15 protein-coding genes are annotated in these 16664 nt (G+C 65.0%); 9 read left to right on the top strand and 6 right to left on the bottom strand.

What is annotated here, in order from left to right; translation table 11 throughout:
* Positions 1-46 precede the first annotated feature (46 nt).
* Positions 47-1543 (bottom strand): acetyl-CoA hydrolase/transferase family protein, encoded by a 1497-nt coding sequence (locus CSQ95_RS15190; protein WP_099410098.1) that lies wholly within the window; start codon positions 1541-1543, stop codon positions 47-49.
* A 160-nt stretch (positions 1544-1703) separates the two neighbouring features.
* Between CSQ95_RS15190 and CSQ95_RS15185 the strand changes: the two genes are divergently transcribed.
* Positions 1704-2597 carry a LysR substrate-binding domain-containing protein gene (locus CSQ95_RS15185; RefSeq protein ID WP_070310298.1) on the top strand — a complete coding sequence of 298 codons (894 nt, stop codon included), beginning with the start codon at positions 1704-1706 and terminating at the stop codon, positions 2595-2597.
* A gap of 51 nt (positions 2598-2648) precedes the next feature.
* Here CSQ95_RS15185 and fucP read toward each other — a convergent pair whose 3' ends face one another.
* Positions 2649-3950 (bottom strand): L-fucose:H+ symporter permease, encoded by a 1302-nt coding sequence (gene fucP, locus CSQ95_RS15180; protein WP_099410124.1) that lies wholly within the window; start codon positions 3948-3950, stop codon positions 2649-2651.
* A 436-nt stretch (positions 3951-4386) separates the two neighbouring features.
* Between fucP and CSQ95_RS15175 the strand changes: the two genes are divergently transcribed.
* On the top strand, positions 4387-4620 hold the full coding sequence (locus CSQ95_RS15175) for a DUF3563 family protein (protein WP_080698581.1): 234 nt from the start codon (positions 4387-4389) through the stop codon (positions 4618-4620).
* Positions 4621-4718: 98 nt separating this feature from the next.
* The gene (locus tag CSQ95_RS15170; RefSeq protein WP_099410123.1) at positions 4719-5246 is read left to right on the top strand and encodes an NADPH-dependent FMN reductase; all 528 of its coding nucleotides are present in this window, start codon (positions 4719-4721) and stop codon (positions 5244-5246) included.
* Positions 5247-5304: 58 nt separating this feature from the next.
* Here CSQ95_RS15170 and CSQ95_RS15165 read toward each other — a convergent pair whose 3' ends face one another.
* The 4 genes from CSQ95_RS15165 to CSQ95_RS15150 all read right to left on the bottom strand — a co-directional run bounded on the left by CSQ95_RS15165 (position 5305) and on the right by CSQ95_RS15150 (position 10092).
* Positions 5305-7011, bottom strand: coding sequence for a lactate permease LctP family transporter (locus tag CSQ95_RS15165; RefSeq protein ID WP_099410097.1), 1707 nt, complete (start codon positions 7009-7011; stop codon positions 5305-5307).
* A 92-nt stretch (positions 7012-7103) separates the two neighbouring features.
* Complete coding sequence (locus CSQ95_RS15160) at positions 7104-8549, bottom strand: LutB/LldF family L-lactate oxidation iron-sulfur protein (RefSeq protein ID WP_099410096.1); 1446 nt, start codon at positions 8547-8549, stop codon at positions 7104-7106.
* On the bottom strand, positions 8546-9262 hold the full coding sequence (locus CSQ95_RS15155; RefSeq protein ID WP_099410095.1) for an LUD domain-containing protein: 717 nt from the start codon (positions 9260-9262) through the stop codon (positions 8546-8548). The genes CSQ95_RS15160 and CSQ95_RS15155 overlap by 4 nt, the downstream gene beginning before the upstream one ends.
* Positions 9259-10092, bottom strand: coding sequence for a (Fe-S)-binding protein (locus CSQ95_RS15150; protein ID WP_099410094.1), 834 nt, complete (start codon positions 10090-10092; stop codon positions 9259-9261). Before CSQ95_RS15150 ends, CSQ95_RS15155 begins: the two co-directional genes overlap by 4 nt.
* A 151-nt stretch (positions 10093-10243) precedes the next feature.
* On the opposite strand from CSQ95_RS15150, the gene CSQ95_RS15145 reads away from it, so the two are divergent.
* From CSQ95_RS15145 to CSQ95_RS15120, 6 genes are all read left to right on the top strand, one after another.
* Complete coding sequence (locus CSQ95_RS15145) at positions 10244-10945, top strand: FadR/GntR family transcriptional regulator (RefSeq protein WP_257218057.1); 702 nt, start codon at positions 10244-10246, stop codon at positions 10943-10945.
* A gap of 83 nt (positions 10946-11028) precedes the next feature.
* Positions 11029-11442, top strand: coding sequence for a hypothetical protein (locus CSQ95_RS15140; RefSeq protein ID WP_099410092.1), 414 nt, complete (start codon positions 11029-11031; stop codon positions 11440-11442).
* 300 nt (positions 11443-11742) lie between these two features.
* Positions 11743-12501: a TorF family putative porin gene (locus CSQ95_RS15135; protein ID WP_099410091.1), complete on the top strand. Its 759-nt coding sequence runs from the start codon at positions 11743-11745 to the stop codon at positions 12499-12501.
* A gap of 57 nt (positions 12502-12558) precedes the next feature.
* Positions 12559-14649 (top strand): methyl-accepting chemotaxis protein, encoded by a 2091-nt coding sequence (locus CSQ95_RS15130; protein WP_099410090.1) that lies wholly within the window; start codon positions 12559-12561, stop codon positions 14647-14649.
* Between the two features lie 135 nt (positions 14650-14784).
* Positions 14785-15408, top strand: a complete 624-nt coding sequence (locus CSQ95_RS15125; protein WP_099410089.1) for a hypothetical protein — start codon at positions 14785-14787, stop codon at positions 15406-15408.
* 128 nt (positions 15409-15536) lie between these two features.
* On the top strand, positions 15537-16565 hold the full coding sequence (locus CSQ95_RS15120; protein WP_099410088.1) for an acyl-CoA dehydrogenase: 1029 nt from the start codon (positions 15537-15539) through the stop codon (positions 16563-16565).
* Positions 16566-16664: the final 99 nt, after the last annotated feature.

Raw genomic sequence — 16664 nt, 5'->3', positions numbered from 1 at the left:
AGGCAGGCGCGGTGCCGTACCGCCCTGCCCTTGCGCCGCCCCGGCCTTAGCGCGCTGCCAGCATGCTCTGCGTTTCCTGGTAGCGCGTATGCCACGACAGGGCCTGCTCCAGGATGTGCGGCGTGTGGCCGCCGCGCTGACATGCCGCGTCGTAATAGGCACGCAATTGCTCGCGGTACTCGGGATGCGTGCAGCGCTCGATGATCAGCGGTGCCCGTTCGCGCGGCGCCAGGCCGCGCAAGTCCGCATAGCCCCACTCCGTCACCAGCACGTCGACGTCATGCTCCGTATGGTCGACATGCGAGACCATCGGCACGACGCTGGAAATGCGCCCGCCCTTGGCCGCCGATTTCGACACGAACATCGACACTTGCCCGTTGCGCGCGAAGTCGCCCGAGCCGCCGATGCCGTTCATCATGTGCGTGCCGCACACGTGCGTGGAATTGACGTTGCCATAGATATCGAACTCGAGTGCCGTGTTCAGGGCGATGATGCCCAGGCGGCGCACGATTTCCGGGTGGTTGCTGATCTCTTGCGGGCGCAGCACGATTTTCGAGCGGTAGTGGTCGATATTGTCCATCAGCTTCCGGTGCACGGTGGCCGACAGAGTGATCGACGAAGCCGAGGCAAACGCCAACTGGCCCGAATCGAGCAGTTCGATGGCGCTGTCCTGCAGCACTTCCGAATACATCGTCATGTTCTGGAAGGGCGAACCGATCAGGCCGTGCAGCACGGCGTTGGCGATGGTGCCGATACCCGCCTGCAGCGGCAGCAATTCGGGCCCCATGCGCCCGGCCGCCACTTCGCCTTCGAGGAAGGCAATTACATGGCCGGCGATCGCCTGCGTTTCCGCGTCGGGCGGCAAGGCGTTCGACGGGCTGTCGGGGCTGTCCGTGATGACGATGGCGGCGATGCGGGCCGGGTCGATGGCGATGGCCGTACTGCCCAGGCGCTGGTCCACGCGCGTGAGGGGTATCGGTTCACGGCCCGGCAAGGTGTGTGGAATATAAATGTCGTGCAAGCCCTCCAGCGCCAGCGGCGTGGACAGGTTGATTTCGATGATGACTTGCTTCGCCTGCTGGGCGAAGGCGGCGGAGTTGCCCACCGACATGGTCGGGATGATGGCGCCGGCCGCCGTGATGGCCGTCGCTTCGATGACGGCGATGTCGACGGCAGCCAGGTTGCCCGAGCGCAGCTGCTCAGCCGTTTCCGACAGATGCTGGTCGATGAACATGACTTCGCCCTTGTTGATCTTGCCGCGCAGCACAGGGTCGACCTGGAACGGCATGCGGCGCGCCAGCACGCCCGCCTCGGCCATCAGACCGTCGCTGCCATTGCCCAGCGAGGCGCCCGTGATCAGGGTCAGGCTCAACGGATCTTGCAGGGCGCGCTCGGCCAGTGCGCGCGGCAAGGCCTTGGCGTCGCCGGCACGGGTGAAGCCGCTCATGCCGACACGCATGCCGTTGTGGAACAATTTGGCTGCCTCGTCGGCGCTCATGATTTTACTGAGCAAGCCTGGGTGGCGGATACGGTCCTCGTACATCGTGATGCTCCTGATATTCTTAATATTCTCAAACTGGATGGCTGTCATACACCAACCCCATAAGTGGTTTCAGTATAAAATCCCGCTTACATGCATGGCATGAATTAATTTCGCTACATCCAGTCGATATTTTCATGTCGCGCCACTGCCGAGCACCCTCTTGGATATCCGTTCCCTGCGCTATTTCGTCGAAACCGTGCGCCTGTCGAGCTTTACGCAGGCGGCCGAATCGCTGCACCTGACCCAGTCGACCATCAGCAAGATGGTGCGCCAGCTGGAAGACGAGGTGGGCGCGCAGCTGCTGGTGCGCGACGGGCGCAAGCTGACCTTGACGGACACGGGCCGCATCGTCTACCAGCACGGCCAGGAAATGCTGGCAAACATGCGCCAGCTGACCCTGGAAGTGCGCGATACCCAGGCCTTGCAGCGCGGCAGCCTGACGGTGGGCATCCCGCCCATGATCAATGTGCTGTTTACGCCCGTCTTGAAAGCCTTCCGCGCGCGCCATCCGCACATCAGCCTGACCCTGCAGGAAGACACGGGCCAGCAGATCGAGCGCAAGGTGGCGGCCGGCGAACTGGAAATCGGCATGACGGTGCTGCCGGCCGACCCGGAGCTCGATCTCGTGGCCGTGGAAGTGGCCAGCTACCCGATCTGGGCCCTGGCCGAGCCGGGCACGTTCCAGAAAAACCGCACGACGCTGCCCTTCAAGGCGCTGGCCGACTTGCCGCTGGTGTTATTGAAAGATGATTTCGCCCTCACGCGCAGCCTGCGCCAGCATTTCGCGCAAGCCGGCTTCGCGCCGACGATCGCGGCGCAGAGCGGCCAATGGGACTGGCTGGTGGCGATGGCGTCGGCCGGCCTGGGCGTGGCCCTGCTGCCCGAGCCGTTCATCCACCGCCTGGCCGGCGAACCGTTGGAGGCGGTGCGCCTCGTCGAGCCGGAGGTGGCGTGGCAGGTGGCGCACGTCTGGAGCGGGCGCTATCTGTCGCACGCGGCGCGCGCCTGGCTCGAAGTGTGCCAGGACGTGCTGGGCACGCAGTTCGCGCACTGACGTAAAAAAGGGTGGCCGAGGCCACCCTTTATATTGATAACGCTACCTTGCTTACTTGGCGTCGTCGCTGTACATGCTCGCGTACTTCCAGCCGAAGTACAAAATAAACGTGTAGCACAGGGCCGGCACGAGGAACGACAGCTGCAGGTTGATGTGGTCGGCCAGGAAGCCCTGGATGAACGGCACGATGGCGCCGCCGACGATGGCCATGCACAGGATGCCCGAACCTTGTCCCGTTTGCGCGCCCAGCTTGTTCAAGGCCATGCTGAAGATGGTCGGGAACATGATGGAGTTGAACAGGCCGACGGCGATCAATGCCCACATGGCCGTGTGGCCGCTGGAGAACACGGCGACGAGGATCAGCGCGATGACGACGGCGGCGTTGAAGGCCAGAGTCTTGCCCGGGCTGACATAGCGCATCACGGCAAAGCCGACGAAGCGGCCCAGCATGGCGCCGCCCCAGTAATAGCTGACGAAATAGGCGGCGTCTGCGTGGCTGAGGCCCGCGATGTGGCTCTCGCCCAGGAAGTTGATCAGGAAGCTGCCGATGCTCACTTCACCGCCCACGTACAGGAAGATGGCCAGCGCGCCCAGCACCAGGTGGCGGTGCGACCAGATCGAGACCTTGTTGCCGTCCTGCGCCAGGGCGGCCGCATCGTCGGCATGCGAAATCTTTGGCAGTTTGGCCAGCGCGAACAGCACGGCCAGGATCACCAGGGTGGCAGCCAGCACCAGGTACGGGCCTTGCACGGAAGCGGCTTCCTTGGCGCGGTAGGCCAGCTGCTCGGCCGCCGGCAGCAGGTCGAACTGCTGCACTGTCAGCACGGTACCGGACAAAATCAGCATGCCGCCCAGCGCAGGCGCCACGGTGGTGCCCAGCGCATTGAACGCCTGCGTCAGGGTCAATCGGCTCGACGCCGTCTGCGGGTCGCCCAGTTCCGTCACGTACGGGTTGGCCGCCACCTGCAGCACGGTGATGCCGGCCGCCAGGATGAAGAAGGACAACAGGAACAACGCATAGCTGCCGGTCGAGGCCGGGTAGAACATGGCGCAGCCGGCGGCGGCGATCAGCAGGCCGGCGACGACGCCGCGCTGGTAGCCGATTTTCTTGATCAGCATGCCGGCGGGCAGCGAGACGATGGCGTAGGCGCCAAAGAAGCAGAACTGCACCAGCATCGCCTGGACATAGGTCAAGGTGTAGATCGAGCGCAGATGGGGAATCAGCACATCATTGAGCGAGGTCAACAGTCCCCACATGAAAAACAGTACCGTGACAATGATCAGGGCGCCTGTATTGTTTTGCGTGCCGGCCTGTGCGGACTGCATGCCCTGGCCTTGCTTTACGTATTCCATACCTTCTCCATTTTTCAATTCCAAGTTGATCTTGCCAGGCATGGAAGCGTTTCCACCCGGGCAGCACCAGGACGCGCAAGCGCCACGCAGATATCAGCGTGGGCCATGACTGCCATCAGCGATACGGGGGCAGGCTGGGCGCTTCTTGCGCGCGGCAGGCGCACGGCCGACCGTTTCTCGCCAGAATGATGTCTTGTGGGCGCGGCACGCCTGCGGGCTGCGTCTGAAAACAACATTCGGGGCAAAACAGTCTTGTAGTAAAACTACGATACTGCGCCGGCATTATGCCTTAAAGCCCCGTATTGCGCAGCTTTCCTGCCTGTTATTTAAAAATTGAATAGCTGACATTTGAAATCAAAAGTAGCCTTATAACTTGGAGTCGCTATACTTATATTGCAGTGCAGCACAACGCGGCACGCCACATAAGGAGTCTGCCATGTCTACCGCATTTACTTACCACACCACGCAAAACAGCAATATCGTCGCCACCCTGGTCCACGCCGCCAAACGCGTCGGTGCCTGGCTGAACCAAAGCAGCGACCGCCGCGAGCGCGCTTACGAAGAAGCCTACCTGGCCGAATCGACCGACCGTTACGATCTGGAATACCGCATGCGCGAACTGGCCCGTGCCAACCCGCAGCCAAGCTGGATGAGCGGTCTGAGCCGTTAAGAGTGACGCAGTACCCAGTCGCCCACCGGCTGTTGCAACATCGATAGCGCCATCCTGCTCGCCTTGCGCTTGAGCACAGGATGGGCTATACAGGCGGGATGCAAACGCCCATTACCATCCTCGCCATCGCCGGCAGCCTGCGCGCCGCCTCCCTGAACACCGCCCTGCTGCGCGCCATTGCCCGGCTTGCCCCGCCGTCATTCGACATCCGCATCCATCCGGGACTCGGTGAACTGCCGCTGTTCAATCCCGACCTCGACGCCGACAGCCTGCCCGCCGTGACGGGTCTGCGCGACGCCATCCTGGCGGCCGACGTGCTGATGCTGGCCAGCCCCGAGTATGCGCACGGCGTGAGCGGACCCATGAAGAATGCGCTGGACTGGATGGTGGGAAATGAATCGTTCATCGACAAGCCGCTGGTGCTGCTGAACGCCTCGCCGCGCGCCACGCACGCGCAGGCGGCCCTGCGCGAAACGGTGCGCACCATGTCGGCGCGCCTGATCGACGAGGCCTGCATCAGCCTGCCCCTGCTGGGGTCGGGACTCGATGCGGAAGGCATCGCCGCAGACCCGGCATTGCGCCGGGCCATCCTCGATATGTTGCAGCGCATCAGGTCATTTTCATGACCGCCTGCACGTTTTACTATCAATTCATCTAGTTTTACTACGTACTTCTACGGACCGCTCAATGCGGGATCATGCCGGTGAACACATAGGCTTGCAGCATGGTGATGATGCCGATGATGATGGCAAACAACAGGCTGTGCTTCAAGGTGAAGCGGAACAGGTCCGATTCCTTACCCACCAGCCCCGTTGCCGCGCAGGCGACGGCGATCGACTGGGGCGAGATCATCTTCGCCGTCACGCCGCCCGTCGTATTGGCCGCCACCAGCAAGGTGTCGGACACGCCGATCTGGTGCGCCGTCGTGTTTTGCAGGGAGCAGAACAAGGCGTTCGACGAGGTGTCGGAGCCCGTCAGGAAGACGCCCAGCCAGCCCAGGAACGGCGAGAAGAACGGGAAGGCGGCGCCGCTGCCGGCCAGCAGCAGGGCCAGCGTGGACGACATGCCCGAGTAATTGGCAACGAAGGCAAACGCCAGCACCAGGCCGATCGACAGCACGGGACGGCGCAATTCCACCACGGTTTCCACGAACGCCTTGACGCCATCGCGCGGCTTCATGCGCAGCATCAGCATCGACAGCACGGCCGTCAGCAAGATCGCCGTGCCCACGGCCGACAGCAGATCGAGCTTGAACACGGCGTCATACGCTTTCGGTTCCGCCACGATGGGCATCGTCTTCATCACCAGTTTATCGAGATAGGGCACGTGAATCTTGATGACCAGGCCAGACAAGGCACCGCCGGCGGCAAACAGGGCCTTGAAGCCGGGCAGGCTCCACACGGTGACGATGGCCGTCAGCAGACCGAACGGCGCCCAGGCACGCATGGTCTGCGCCGTCGTGTAGGGCGAAGCGGCGCGGTTGCCGCCGCCGCGCAGGTCCACAGCACCGCCCGCGCCGCCAAAACCGGACAGCGCGGCCGTGCCGCCGCCGACGGCATGCGCCACTTTCGCATTCTTCGGCTGCCACACCTTCAGGAACAGGGTCAGCGACACCAGGCTGACGAGGGCCGAGGTGATGTCCGGCAGTTCAGGGCCGATATGGTTCGACGTGAAATACTGGGTCACGGCAAAGCTCAATCCCGTCACCAGGGCGGCCGGCCATACTTCGCGCACGCCGCGCAAGCCATCCATCATGAAGACCAGCCAGAACGGCACCAGCAGCGACAGCAACGGCAACTGGCGGCCCGCCATGGCGCCGATCAGGAAGGGGTCGATGCCCGTCACCTGGCCCGCCACGATGATGGGAATGCCCATGGCGCCAAAGGCCACGGGCGCCGTATTGGCGATCAGGCACAGGCCCGCCGCGTACAGCGGGTTGAAGCCCAGGCCCACCAGCAGCGCCGAGGTGATGGCCACGGGCGCGCCGAAACCGGCGGCCCCTTCCAGGAAGGCGCCGAAGGCAAAGCCGATCAAGAGCACCTGCAGGCGCTGGTCGTCCGTCACCGACAGCACGGAGGCGCGGATGATCTCGATCTGCCCCGTTTTCACGACGATTTTATACAGGAAGACGGCCGTGACGATGATCCAGGCGATGGGCCACAAGCCATACGCAAAACCGTAGCCGGCCGCCGCCAGCGCCTGCGGCACGGGCATGCCATACGCGAAGATGGCCACCGCCAGCGCCAGCGCCAGGGTGACGGCGGCCGCTACGTGGCCCTTGATGCGCAGCGCCGCCAGGGCGATGAAGAAGAAAATGATGGGAACGGCTGCCGCCAGCGACGACAGCCACAGGCTGCCGAGCGGTGTGTAAAGTTGGGTCCAGGTTTGCATGTCGGGTCTCCTCCGGTGGATGCGGGTTGAATGAAAAAACGGCTTTTGATGTAATTGTGTGCAGCGTGTTTTTTGCGGTATGGGGGGCGTCGCTATTCTTCCTGCCCCCGTGCGTTGAGCAGGTCGGCCAGACTGCGCGGCGCCGGCGTCAACGGCTTGCGGTGCTGCGTCCAGCCCAGCTGCGCGCGCGGCGTCAGCATCCGCAGGCGCGTGGCGGCCCAGCGGAACAAACGGTAGCTGGCGGGGCGCGCGAAGGCGCCGCTCCAGAAGCGCCAGATCAGGCTTTCGCCGCGGCTGAACTTGGCCCCCTGCCCGCGTAGCGGATGCGCCACCTGTTCGTCAGGATTGCGGTTCGCCTCCGTGCGCAGGCGCACCAGCAGCTGCGGAATCGGGATGCGCACGGGGCACACTTCGCCGCAGGCGCCGCACAGGCTCGACGCGGTGGCCAGGTCCGCCGTCGCAGCGAGTCCCAGCAAGTGGGGCGAAATGATCTTACCGATCGGCCCCGGATACGTGGTGCCGTAGGCGTGGCCGCCGATGCGCGTATAGACGGGGCAGTGGTTCATGCAGGCGCCGCAGCGTATGCATTGCAGGGTGGCGCGCAGCTGCTCGTCGGCATAGGCCTGGCTGCGGCCGTTGTCGAGCAAGACCAGATGCACTTCGCGCGGGCCATCCTGTTCCCCTTCCCGGCGCGGGCCGGAAATCAGGTTGAAATACGTGGTGATGGCCTGCCCCGTCGCCGAACGCGTCAGCAGGCTGGCCAATGGCACGATATGTTCGAGCTTGGCCACCACCTTTTCCATGCCCATGATGGCGATGTGCACCTCCGGCACGGACGTCGTCAGCCGGCCATTGCCCTCGTTTTCCACCAGCCACAGGGTGCCCGTGTCGGCCGCCGCAAAGTTCACGCCCGACAGGCCGATGTCCGCCTCGACGAAGGCCTGGCGCAGGGCGCGCCGCCCCGTCTGGATCAGGCTGTCGACGTCTTCCGTGTAGGGCGCATCGGGAATGTGCTCGGCGAACAGGCCGGCGATGTCGGCCTTGGTCTTGTGTATCGCCGGCATGACGATGTGCGACGGCTTTTCGCCTGCCAACTGGACGATGTACTCGCCCATATCGGACTCCAGGCAGCGCATGCCGCGCGCTTCCAGGTAGTGATTGAGCTCGATTTCCTCGCTAGCCATCGACTTGCCCTTGATGAAGCGCGTCGCCTGATTGCGCTGTGCGATGGCGTGGATGATGGCGTTGGCCTGCTCGCCATCCTCGGCCCAGTGCACCTGCACGCCGGCCGCCGTCAGCCGCTCCTCCAGCTGCACCAGCAAATCGGGCAGGCGCGCCAGCGCGTGCCGGCGCACGGCTTCGCCGATGTCGCGCAGGCGTTCCAGCTCGTCGCCGTCGGGAAATTGGGCGCTGCGCTTGTCCTGTAAAAAATCCATGGCGCCGCGAAAGCTCTGGCGCAGTTTCGGGTCGTCCAACGCGGCGCGGGCGCGCGCATGGAAATCGGCCGGCTTGACGAATTGCAGGGGCTTGGCGCTCATGGCTGGCCTCCTTCATGGGCTGGCAAGTCATCGACGATCAGCACCCACAGCCAGCGCGGGCCGTGCGCGCCATACGCGAGGGTTTGCTGGATATCCGACGTTTTCGAGGGGCCCGACACCAGCACCAGGTTGGCCGGCATGCCGTCCGCCCAGCGCTCGGCGCGCGCCGCCGCGTGCAAGTCCACGTGCAGGCTGCTCGCATACACGAGGCAGATGTGCAAGGGCGGCGCCAAGGACACCGTGCGCGGCGTGGCCGCATCGGGCGCGATGACCAGGGTGCCCGTGGCGGCGATGCCGGAGCGCGCGACGGTCAACCCCGCGTCGACGGTGTCGAACAATTCGCCCTTCCACTGCACCAGCGGACGGTCAAAAGACAGCGCTGCCACGCCCAGCGGCAAGGCGGCGCGCAAGGCCTGCCCTTCGGCGCTGCCGGTATCGAGCAGCAAACGGCGCACGCCGTGTTCACCGAGGCGCTGCGCCAGCAGGGCTGGCCAGGCGTCCGCGCTCACGCAGTCAACTTCCGCATGCGCAGCGCGCAAAGCTGCCTGCATGGCGGCTATCCTGTGCCATGCCGGCAGCGGCGCGGCAGCGCGGCGGGCCTGGTAGTGATTGTCGATGGCCATATCGATGGTATCCACCGATTCGGGCGCCGAGGGCGCGGCGGCGCGCAAACGCCCCAGCATGCGTTCGCGGGCAGTCAATGCCGTACTCATGGCGCGCCTCCCGTGCGGCGCCACAGAAAACTGGCCAGGTGCTCGACGGGCAGCGGCGCGCCCTGGTGCTGGGCGGCGTGGCCGATATTGAGCAGGCAGCCGCAGTCGGCCGAGACGAGCCGGTCGCAGCCCGTGGCGCAGGCCGAGGCGATCTTGTCGCTGACCATGGCGCCGGAAATATCCGGATGTTTTAGTGAAAACGTGCCGCCGAAACCGCAGCATTCCGATTCGCGCTGGTGTTCGATGCGCGTCACGCCGGGCAAGGCATCGACCAGGGCCACGCCGTGGGTGCGCGTGCCCATTTCGCGGCGCGCGCCGCAGGAGGTATGCAGCACCACGTTTTCATCGGCCTGCCCGGCGCCGGCCAGGGCCAGGCCCGCCAGGTCAAGCTGCAGCACGCAGACGAGAAACTCGCTCAGTTCGTACACGCGCTCGGCCAGTTCGACCGCCTTGGGACCGGCCACCGGGTCATCCTGGAACAGCTGCGGCCAGTGGTGGCGCATCATGCCGGCGCAGGAACCGGACGGCACGATCACGGGCCAGGGCTGCGCAAACAGGTCGAGCTGGGCGCGCGCCACGGCACGCGCCTGTTCCGGGTTGCCGCTGCTGTAGGCGGGCTGGCCGCAGCAGCTCTGCCCGCGCGGATAGTGCACCAGCAAGCCTTCCCGTTCCAGCAGGCGCACCGCGTCGAGCCCCGCCTGCGGCACGAACAGGTCGACCAGGCAGGTGGCGAACAGGTACACCTGGAGCGGTGCGGGCGGATAGTGGCGTGGTGCGCGGCTTGCTACGTGACGCGGCTGGCGCGGGTCTGGCTGCGGGTCTGGCTGCATGAGTGTGTCTCCCGGCGCTCTGTGTGTTGCTGCGGCGCCGCTGTGTGTTGTTAAGAATGACCGGTTCACGCATAATTCCAGCTTCCGCAAGCCACTTCAAATTGCTCGGACCACTTTAAAACAACACCGGAAGACATCGATGGCGACAGGCATGCAAACACGGGGCAGGGTCGAGATGGTGATGCGCAGGCTGGAGACGGCCCTGCTGGACGGCAGCTTGCCGGCGGGCGCGCAATTGCCGGCCGAACGCCTGCTGGCGCTGCAATATGGAGTCTCGCGCAACACCGTGCGCGAAGCGGTGCAGCGGCTGGCGGCGCGCGGCCTCGTGCGCAGCCGGCGCGGCGCCGGTGTGTTCGTGACGGATCAATTGCGCACCGGCATGGCGTCGCCGTGGAGCCAGTTGGTGGCCGACCACCCCGCCCTGCGCGACGACATCCTGGAATTTCGTCGCGTGCTGGAAGGGGCGACGGCCTATTTCGCGGCGCAGCGGGCCAACGGCGACGAGCGCGCGCAGATCATGGCGCTGCTGGCCGAACTGGAGCAGGCACGCGCCAGCGACGACAAGCACGGCGAGGCGCAGGCCGACGCGCGCCTGCATGAAGTCATCGCGCAGGCGTCGCACAACACCATGTTCTTGCACTTGCACACCAGCATCATCGGCATGCTGCGCGAACACATCACCATCAACGGCACGGGCTTGCGCCAGCAGGACGAGGCCACCTCGCTGCAGCTGCTGTCACAGCACCGCACGCTGTGCGAGGCCATCTGCTCCAGCCAGCCCGAGGAGGCGCGCACGGCCATGCAAAGCCACATCGATTTCGTGCGCACGCGCGTCACCAGCGATGACGACTGACGCCACTGGTAGGACCACAGTCCATGGCCACAGCGGCGGCGAAAGCTGCTAACATCGCGCGCCGCCATTGACTTCCTCCTGCCATGACCGTCCTCGTCCACACCCACCCGCTGGTGCTTCAGCTGGAAAACGACTTGCTGCCCCTGTTCCGCGCCGCCCTGCCCGCACTCGCGGCCGCCGCGCCAAGGGCGCTCGCCTCCGTATTCGCGTTTTCCAGCGGCACGGCCAGCGTCTTCCACGATTATCATTTCGGCATTTCCTGCCTGCTCGAGGACGTGCCCGACGATGCCCCGGAGGAAGTCGCCCTGCTGGTCAGCGTCACGGGACTCGAGTCGGGCGCCCGGCTCAGCGCACAGGTCGTCTGGGGCCAGCCTTCGGGCCAGGTGGAAACGCAGGCCGACCTGCCGGCGGGCGACCTGTCTGCCTTGCACGCGGCCCTGCCCGGCTTGCTGGCCAGCCTGCAGGAGGCAGCCAGCCGTGGCGGGCCGCGAATGTAACAAGCGCATGTAACAAGCGCATGTAACAAGCGCATGAAAAAGTGCCGGGAAACAACAACTTACGTTTTCCGTAGCGCAACTTTGTTGACTTCCACTAGTCCCACCCCCTATCCTTTCAGTTAAGTTTGGCGAGAATATCTGCCCGTTCATGCGAGCCTGCAGGCAGGGTCCGCCTTGCCTCCACAAAAGTCCATTCCGCATTTTTATTGCAACCATCAGGGCAACGTGCCTGGACGGCCGCTGCCAGCAAATACGGAGCTGACTGCCATGCCATCGCATCACCATTTTCCTGGAACATCCTTGCTCGGCTGCCTCTTCCTGCTGGCCGCCCTGCCCGTGCAGGCGCAAAGCACGGACAGCCCTGCCGCCACCTTCAGCGCCAATGTCAGCCTCACTTCCCAATACATTTCGCGCGGCTTTCGCCAGACCTGGGGCAAGCCGGCGCTGCAGGCGGGGGCCGACTACGCGCACCCGAGCGGCTGGTCGCTCGGCACCTGGGCTTCCACCGTCAGCGACCGCTACATTCAAGACGCCACGGTCGAATGGGATCTGTACGGCGGCTACAGCGGCACGGTGGGCGAACTGGGCTACAGCGTGCTCGCGTATTACTACAAGTATCCGGGCGCCGTCTACCGCGCCACAGGCGTCAAGTATGACTATGGCGAACTGTCGCTGGGCCTCAGCTACAAGATGCTGTACGCCAAGTACAACCATACCGTCACGCCGGACTTCTTCGGCATCACGCATGCGCGCGGCACGGGCTACCTGGACGTGGGCGCGAATGTCGACCTGGGCAATGCCTGGACCTTGAACCTGCACGCCGGCAATGGCCGGGTGGCGGGCACGGGCAATGCCATCTGGAACTGGCGTGACGCCAAGGTGGGCGTCACCAGGGCCTTCGACGGCGGCTGGAGCGCCAGCGCGGCCGTGACGCGCGCCTGGGGCGCCACCGACGCCTACGACCATTACACGCTGGGCATCCCGAATGCGGCCGGCCAGTTCGACACGTCGAACCCGGCCGCGGCCACACTGGTCGTGGCCATCAGCAAGACGTTCTAGGCGCGCCACCCGCGACGCCCATGGCACCGATACCCCTCCCCATCAAGGAACAGCATCATGCAACTCTCACTGAACAGTAAAATCTGCGTCGCCGCCACCGCGCTCGCCGTCCTCAGCCTCGGCGTCACGGCGGCGGTGATCGGCTACAAGAGCAGCGCCAGCGCGGAAGCGGCCGCGCTGGACCTGGCGCGCACGTCGGCGCGCGAAGTGGCCGGCGCGCTGCAGGCGCGCATCGCCAGCAACCTGTCCAGCGTTTCCAGCCTGGCCGGCGCCATGCGCGGCACCAAGAGCGCCAGCCTGCCCCTGCAGCGCGAGCAGATCAATGAAATGACCAAGGCCACCCTGACCAGCTCGGAAGACTTGCTGGGCGCGGCCGTGACGTGGGAGCCGAACGCGCTCGACGGCAAGGATGCGGATTTCGCCAACCAGAAGCCGTACTACGACGCCAGCGGCCGCTTCATGCCCTACTGGACGCGGGGCGCCGGCGGCAAACTGCAAGTCGAACCCATCGTCTTCGACCCGAAACCGGGCGCCAACGACTGGTATGACGTGCCCAAGCGCACGGGCAAGACTTACTTTACGGAACCTTACATCTACCCCGTCGACGGCAAGAATGTACTGATGGCCTCGCTGGTGGCCCCCATCATGATCGACGGCGGCTTCAAGGGCGTGGCCAGCGCCGACTTCATGCTCACGCGCCTGGCGAAAATCCTGGCCGACCTGAAAGTGATCGAGGGCGGCAAGCTGGCCCTGATCTCGAACGGCGGCCTGTACGCGAGCCATCCCGTGCCTGAGCGTCTGGGCAAGAAGGCCGACGACGTGCCTGCGGCCGGCCTGGAAAAAGTGCGCCAGGGCCAGCCGTACGAATATGAAGACGGCCAGGGCTACATCCATTTGCTGCAGCCGCTGCAGATCCACCCCGATATCGCCCCCTGGAGCGTGGAACTGAACTTCCCGAAAAGCGTGGCCATCGCCTCGGCGCGCGACCTGATGATCTATACCCTGATCGTCGCCCTGCTGTGCGCGGCGGCCACGGCCGGTATTTTGATCCTCGTCGTCAACCAGCTGACGCGCCCCCTGCGCACCCTGGGCCGCACCATGACGGACCTGTCGAGCGGCGACGCCGACCTGCGCGTCAAGCTGGAAGTCAAGGGGACCGACGAGCTGGCCGTCATCGGCAAGGGTTTCAACGCCTTTGTGGAAAAAATCCACGCCGTGCTGCTGCAAGTGCAAGCCAGCGCCGACAACGTGGCCCGCGCCAGCGCGGAAATTGCGCAAGGCAATAACGACCTGTCGGCCCGCACGGAGCAGCAAGCCAGTTCGCTCGAAGAAACGGCCGCTTCGGTGGAAGAACTGACGGGCACCGTCAAGGAAAACGCCGACCATGCGCGCCAGGCGAATCAACTGGCCGCTTCCGCATCGAGCGTGGCGCAGAAGAGCGGTGAGGTGGTCGGCAAGGTCATCGAAACGATGACCTCGATCAACGACTCGTCGAACAAGATCGTCGACATCATCAGCGTGATCGACGGCATCGCCTTCCAGACGAATATCCTGGCCCTGAATGCGGCCGTGGAAGCGGCGCGCGCGGGCGAACAGGGCCGCGGTTTCGCCGTCGTCGCCACGGAAGTACGCAATCTGGCGCAACGCTCGGCGGCGGCGGCCAAGGAAATCAAGCTGCTGATCGACGATTCGGTGGGCAAGGTCGCGGCCGGCAGCAAGCTCGTCGATGAAGCGGGCGCCACCATGGAACAGGTGGTCGACAGCGTGCGCAAGGTGACCGCCATCATGGCCGACATCAGCGTCGCCACCAACGAACAAAGCGACGGCATCGCCCAGGTCAACCAGGCGCTGGCGCAGATGGATGGTGTGACGCAGCAGAACGCGGCCCTGGTCGAGGAAGCGGCGGCGGCCGCCGAAAGCCTGCAAGACCAGGCCAGCCATCTGGCCGAGGTGGTCAGCGTGTTCAAGCTGGGCGAGCAGGTGCGCCAGACGGCGCCGACAGCAACGCCGGCGGCAGCCGTGGCAACGCCGCGCGCCGCGCCGCAAAAGACAGCGCCACCCGCCAAGCGCCTGGCCGTTGCCAAGCCGCAAGCGGCACAGCACGCGCCGGCCAAGGCACCGGCAGGAGATGATTGGGAAGAGTTTTAAGCCTGCCTTGCCTGGTCATTGCAAGCTATCCTTGATGTAAATCAAGTGGCAAATACATTCGGTGAGAATTGCCCCTGAGCCATCCTTTTATACTGTTGCCGCGTCTACGGCACGCATGTTTGCCGGAATAAAAGGATGGGCATGAAAAAAATCGTAGCAGTACTCCTGACATCAAGCACCGCACTGCTGACTGGCTGCGGCGGTGGCGGCGGCGGCAGCAGCAGTGATGCAGGCAATGTCAATGCCGGCTCGACGCTGGCGCCCTACATCGGCACCTGGCAAGCGCCATGCGACGAGCATGAACGCCAGACCATGGTCGTCGCAGCCAAAGCCGACGGCAGCGGCGCGATGGAACTGACCTCCACCACCGAAACCTATCTCAAGACCGGCTGCAGCGGCACCTTGCTGGGCACGGAAACCATGACCGCGAAAATCACGGCGACACCGGATGGCGTGGCTGACGTTCTCGTCAAACTGACGGAGAATGGGGCCGCGAGCAACGTGCGCATCGACAAGCTGAACCTGTCCATCCCCGCCTATAGCTTCAACGTCACGGGGCCCGGCGTGCAATACGTGAAGAAAGATGGCAAACAGCAATGGTGCATCGAATATGAAGGCGGCTCCACTTGCCTGCTCGACGAAGGCACACTCCCGGCGCAAACCATCAAAGGCGGCATCCTTTTGCGCGACAACAATCTCTACACCTTCTCGCATAACGGCAGCAGTTATGCGCCAGACATGCTGTACGTAAAAAAATAAGCACGTGACTTGCTGCGGGGTCCATGGCCCTGCAGCTTCATGGCATCGAGCCCGTCAGCGAGGGTAGGTGTAGAATCGGACAGACATTGCAAAAACAGAAAGCTATCCTATTAAAAAAGGAGCTTGCCATGTCGCCCAACGCTTTCTCCCTGCCGTCCGCCGTCGCGCTGGCCACCCTGCTGCAGCCTCAGGACAGCGCTTTTCTCCCCATCGAAGGCTTGCGGCGCCTGCGCGATGCGGGACTGGACCAGCTGCCCCTGCCCGGCCACGGCGCTACCCTGCAGCGCTGGCAAATGCTGGCCGCCATCGCCGCCATCGACCTGTCCCTGCTCAAACTGTATGAAAGCCATACGGATGCGCTCGCCATCCTGGCGGAAATCGGCGCTCCCGGCGTGCCGGCCGGCAGTAGCTGGGGCGTCTGGTGCGCGGACTTGCCGGGCGCGCGCCTGCGGTTGCGGCCGATGGCCGATGGCCGCCATGTGCTCGACGGGCGCAAGGCCTGGTGTTCCGGCGCGTATGGCCTCAGCCATGCCTTGATCAGCTGCTGGAACGAGGATCACCAGGCTTGCCTGGCCTCGGTGGCCCTGTCGCAACCTGGCGTGCACGTCACGGACGAAGGCTGGCAAGCCGTCGGCATGCGCGCCTGCGCCAGCGTCGACGTGACCTTTTCCGCCGCGCGCGCCTTTCCCGTCGGCGCGCCAGGCGCCTACCTGGAGCGGCCCGGCTTCTGGCATGGCAGCGCCGGCATCGCGGCCGCCTGGTATGGCGCGGCCTGCGCCATCGCCAGCCACCTGCATGCGCGCGCGCAGCACGCCGCGCCAGATCCCGTGCGTCTGGCGCAGCTGGGCCAGATCGACTGCAGCCTGCGTGCGGCCGGCGCCCTGCTGCGCGAAGGCGCCGCCGAGATCGACCGGCACCCGCAAAGCGATGCGATGGCCCTGGCGCTGCGCCTGCGCCTGGCCGTGGAAGACGCCACCACCCTGGTGCTGCACTTGGCCACGCGCGCGCTGGGCGCCGGCCCCCTGTGCCGCGATGCCCATTTCGCGCGCCTGGCGGCCGACCTGCCCGTCTTCCTGCGCCAGAGCCATGCCGAACGCGATCAGGCCGTGCTGGGCGGCATCGTCGCCGGCGCGGAAGAACATCCATGGATGCTGTGACGCGCGCGGGCAAAAAAGTCGCCGAACCGGATTGCTTCCGGGCCGGCGACCAGAGCGAATTTGACTACGTGATGACTTGAGCGGCATGGCGATACCAAA

It is taken from the genome of Janthinobacterium sp. BJB304, assembly GCF_002735765.1.
In the GTDB taxonomy this organism is placed as follows: domain Bacteria; phylum Pseudomonadota; class Gammaproteobacteria; order Burkholderiales; family Burkholderiaceae_D; genus Janthinobacterium.
This window is presented reverse-complemented; position numbering and strand designations above follow the sequence as displayed.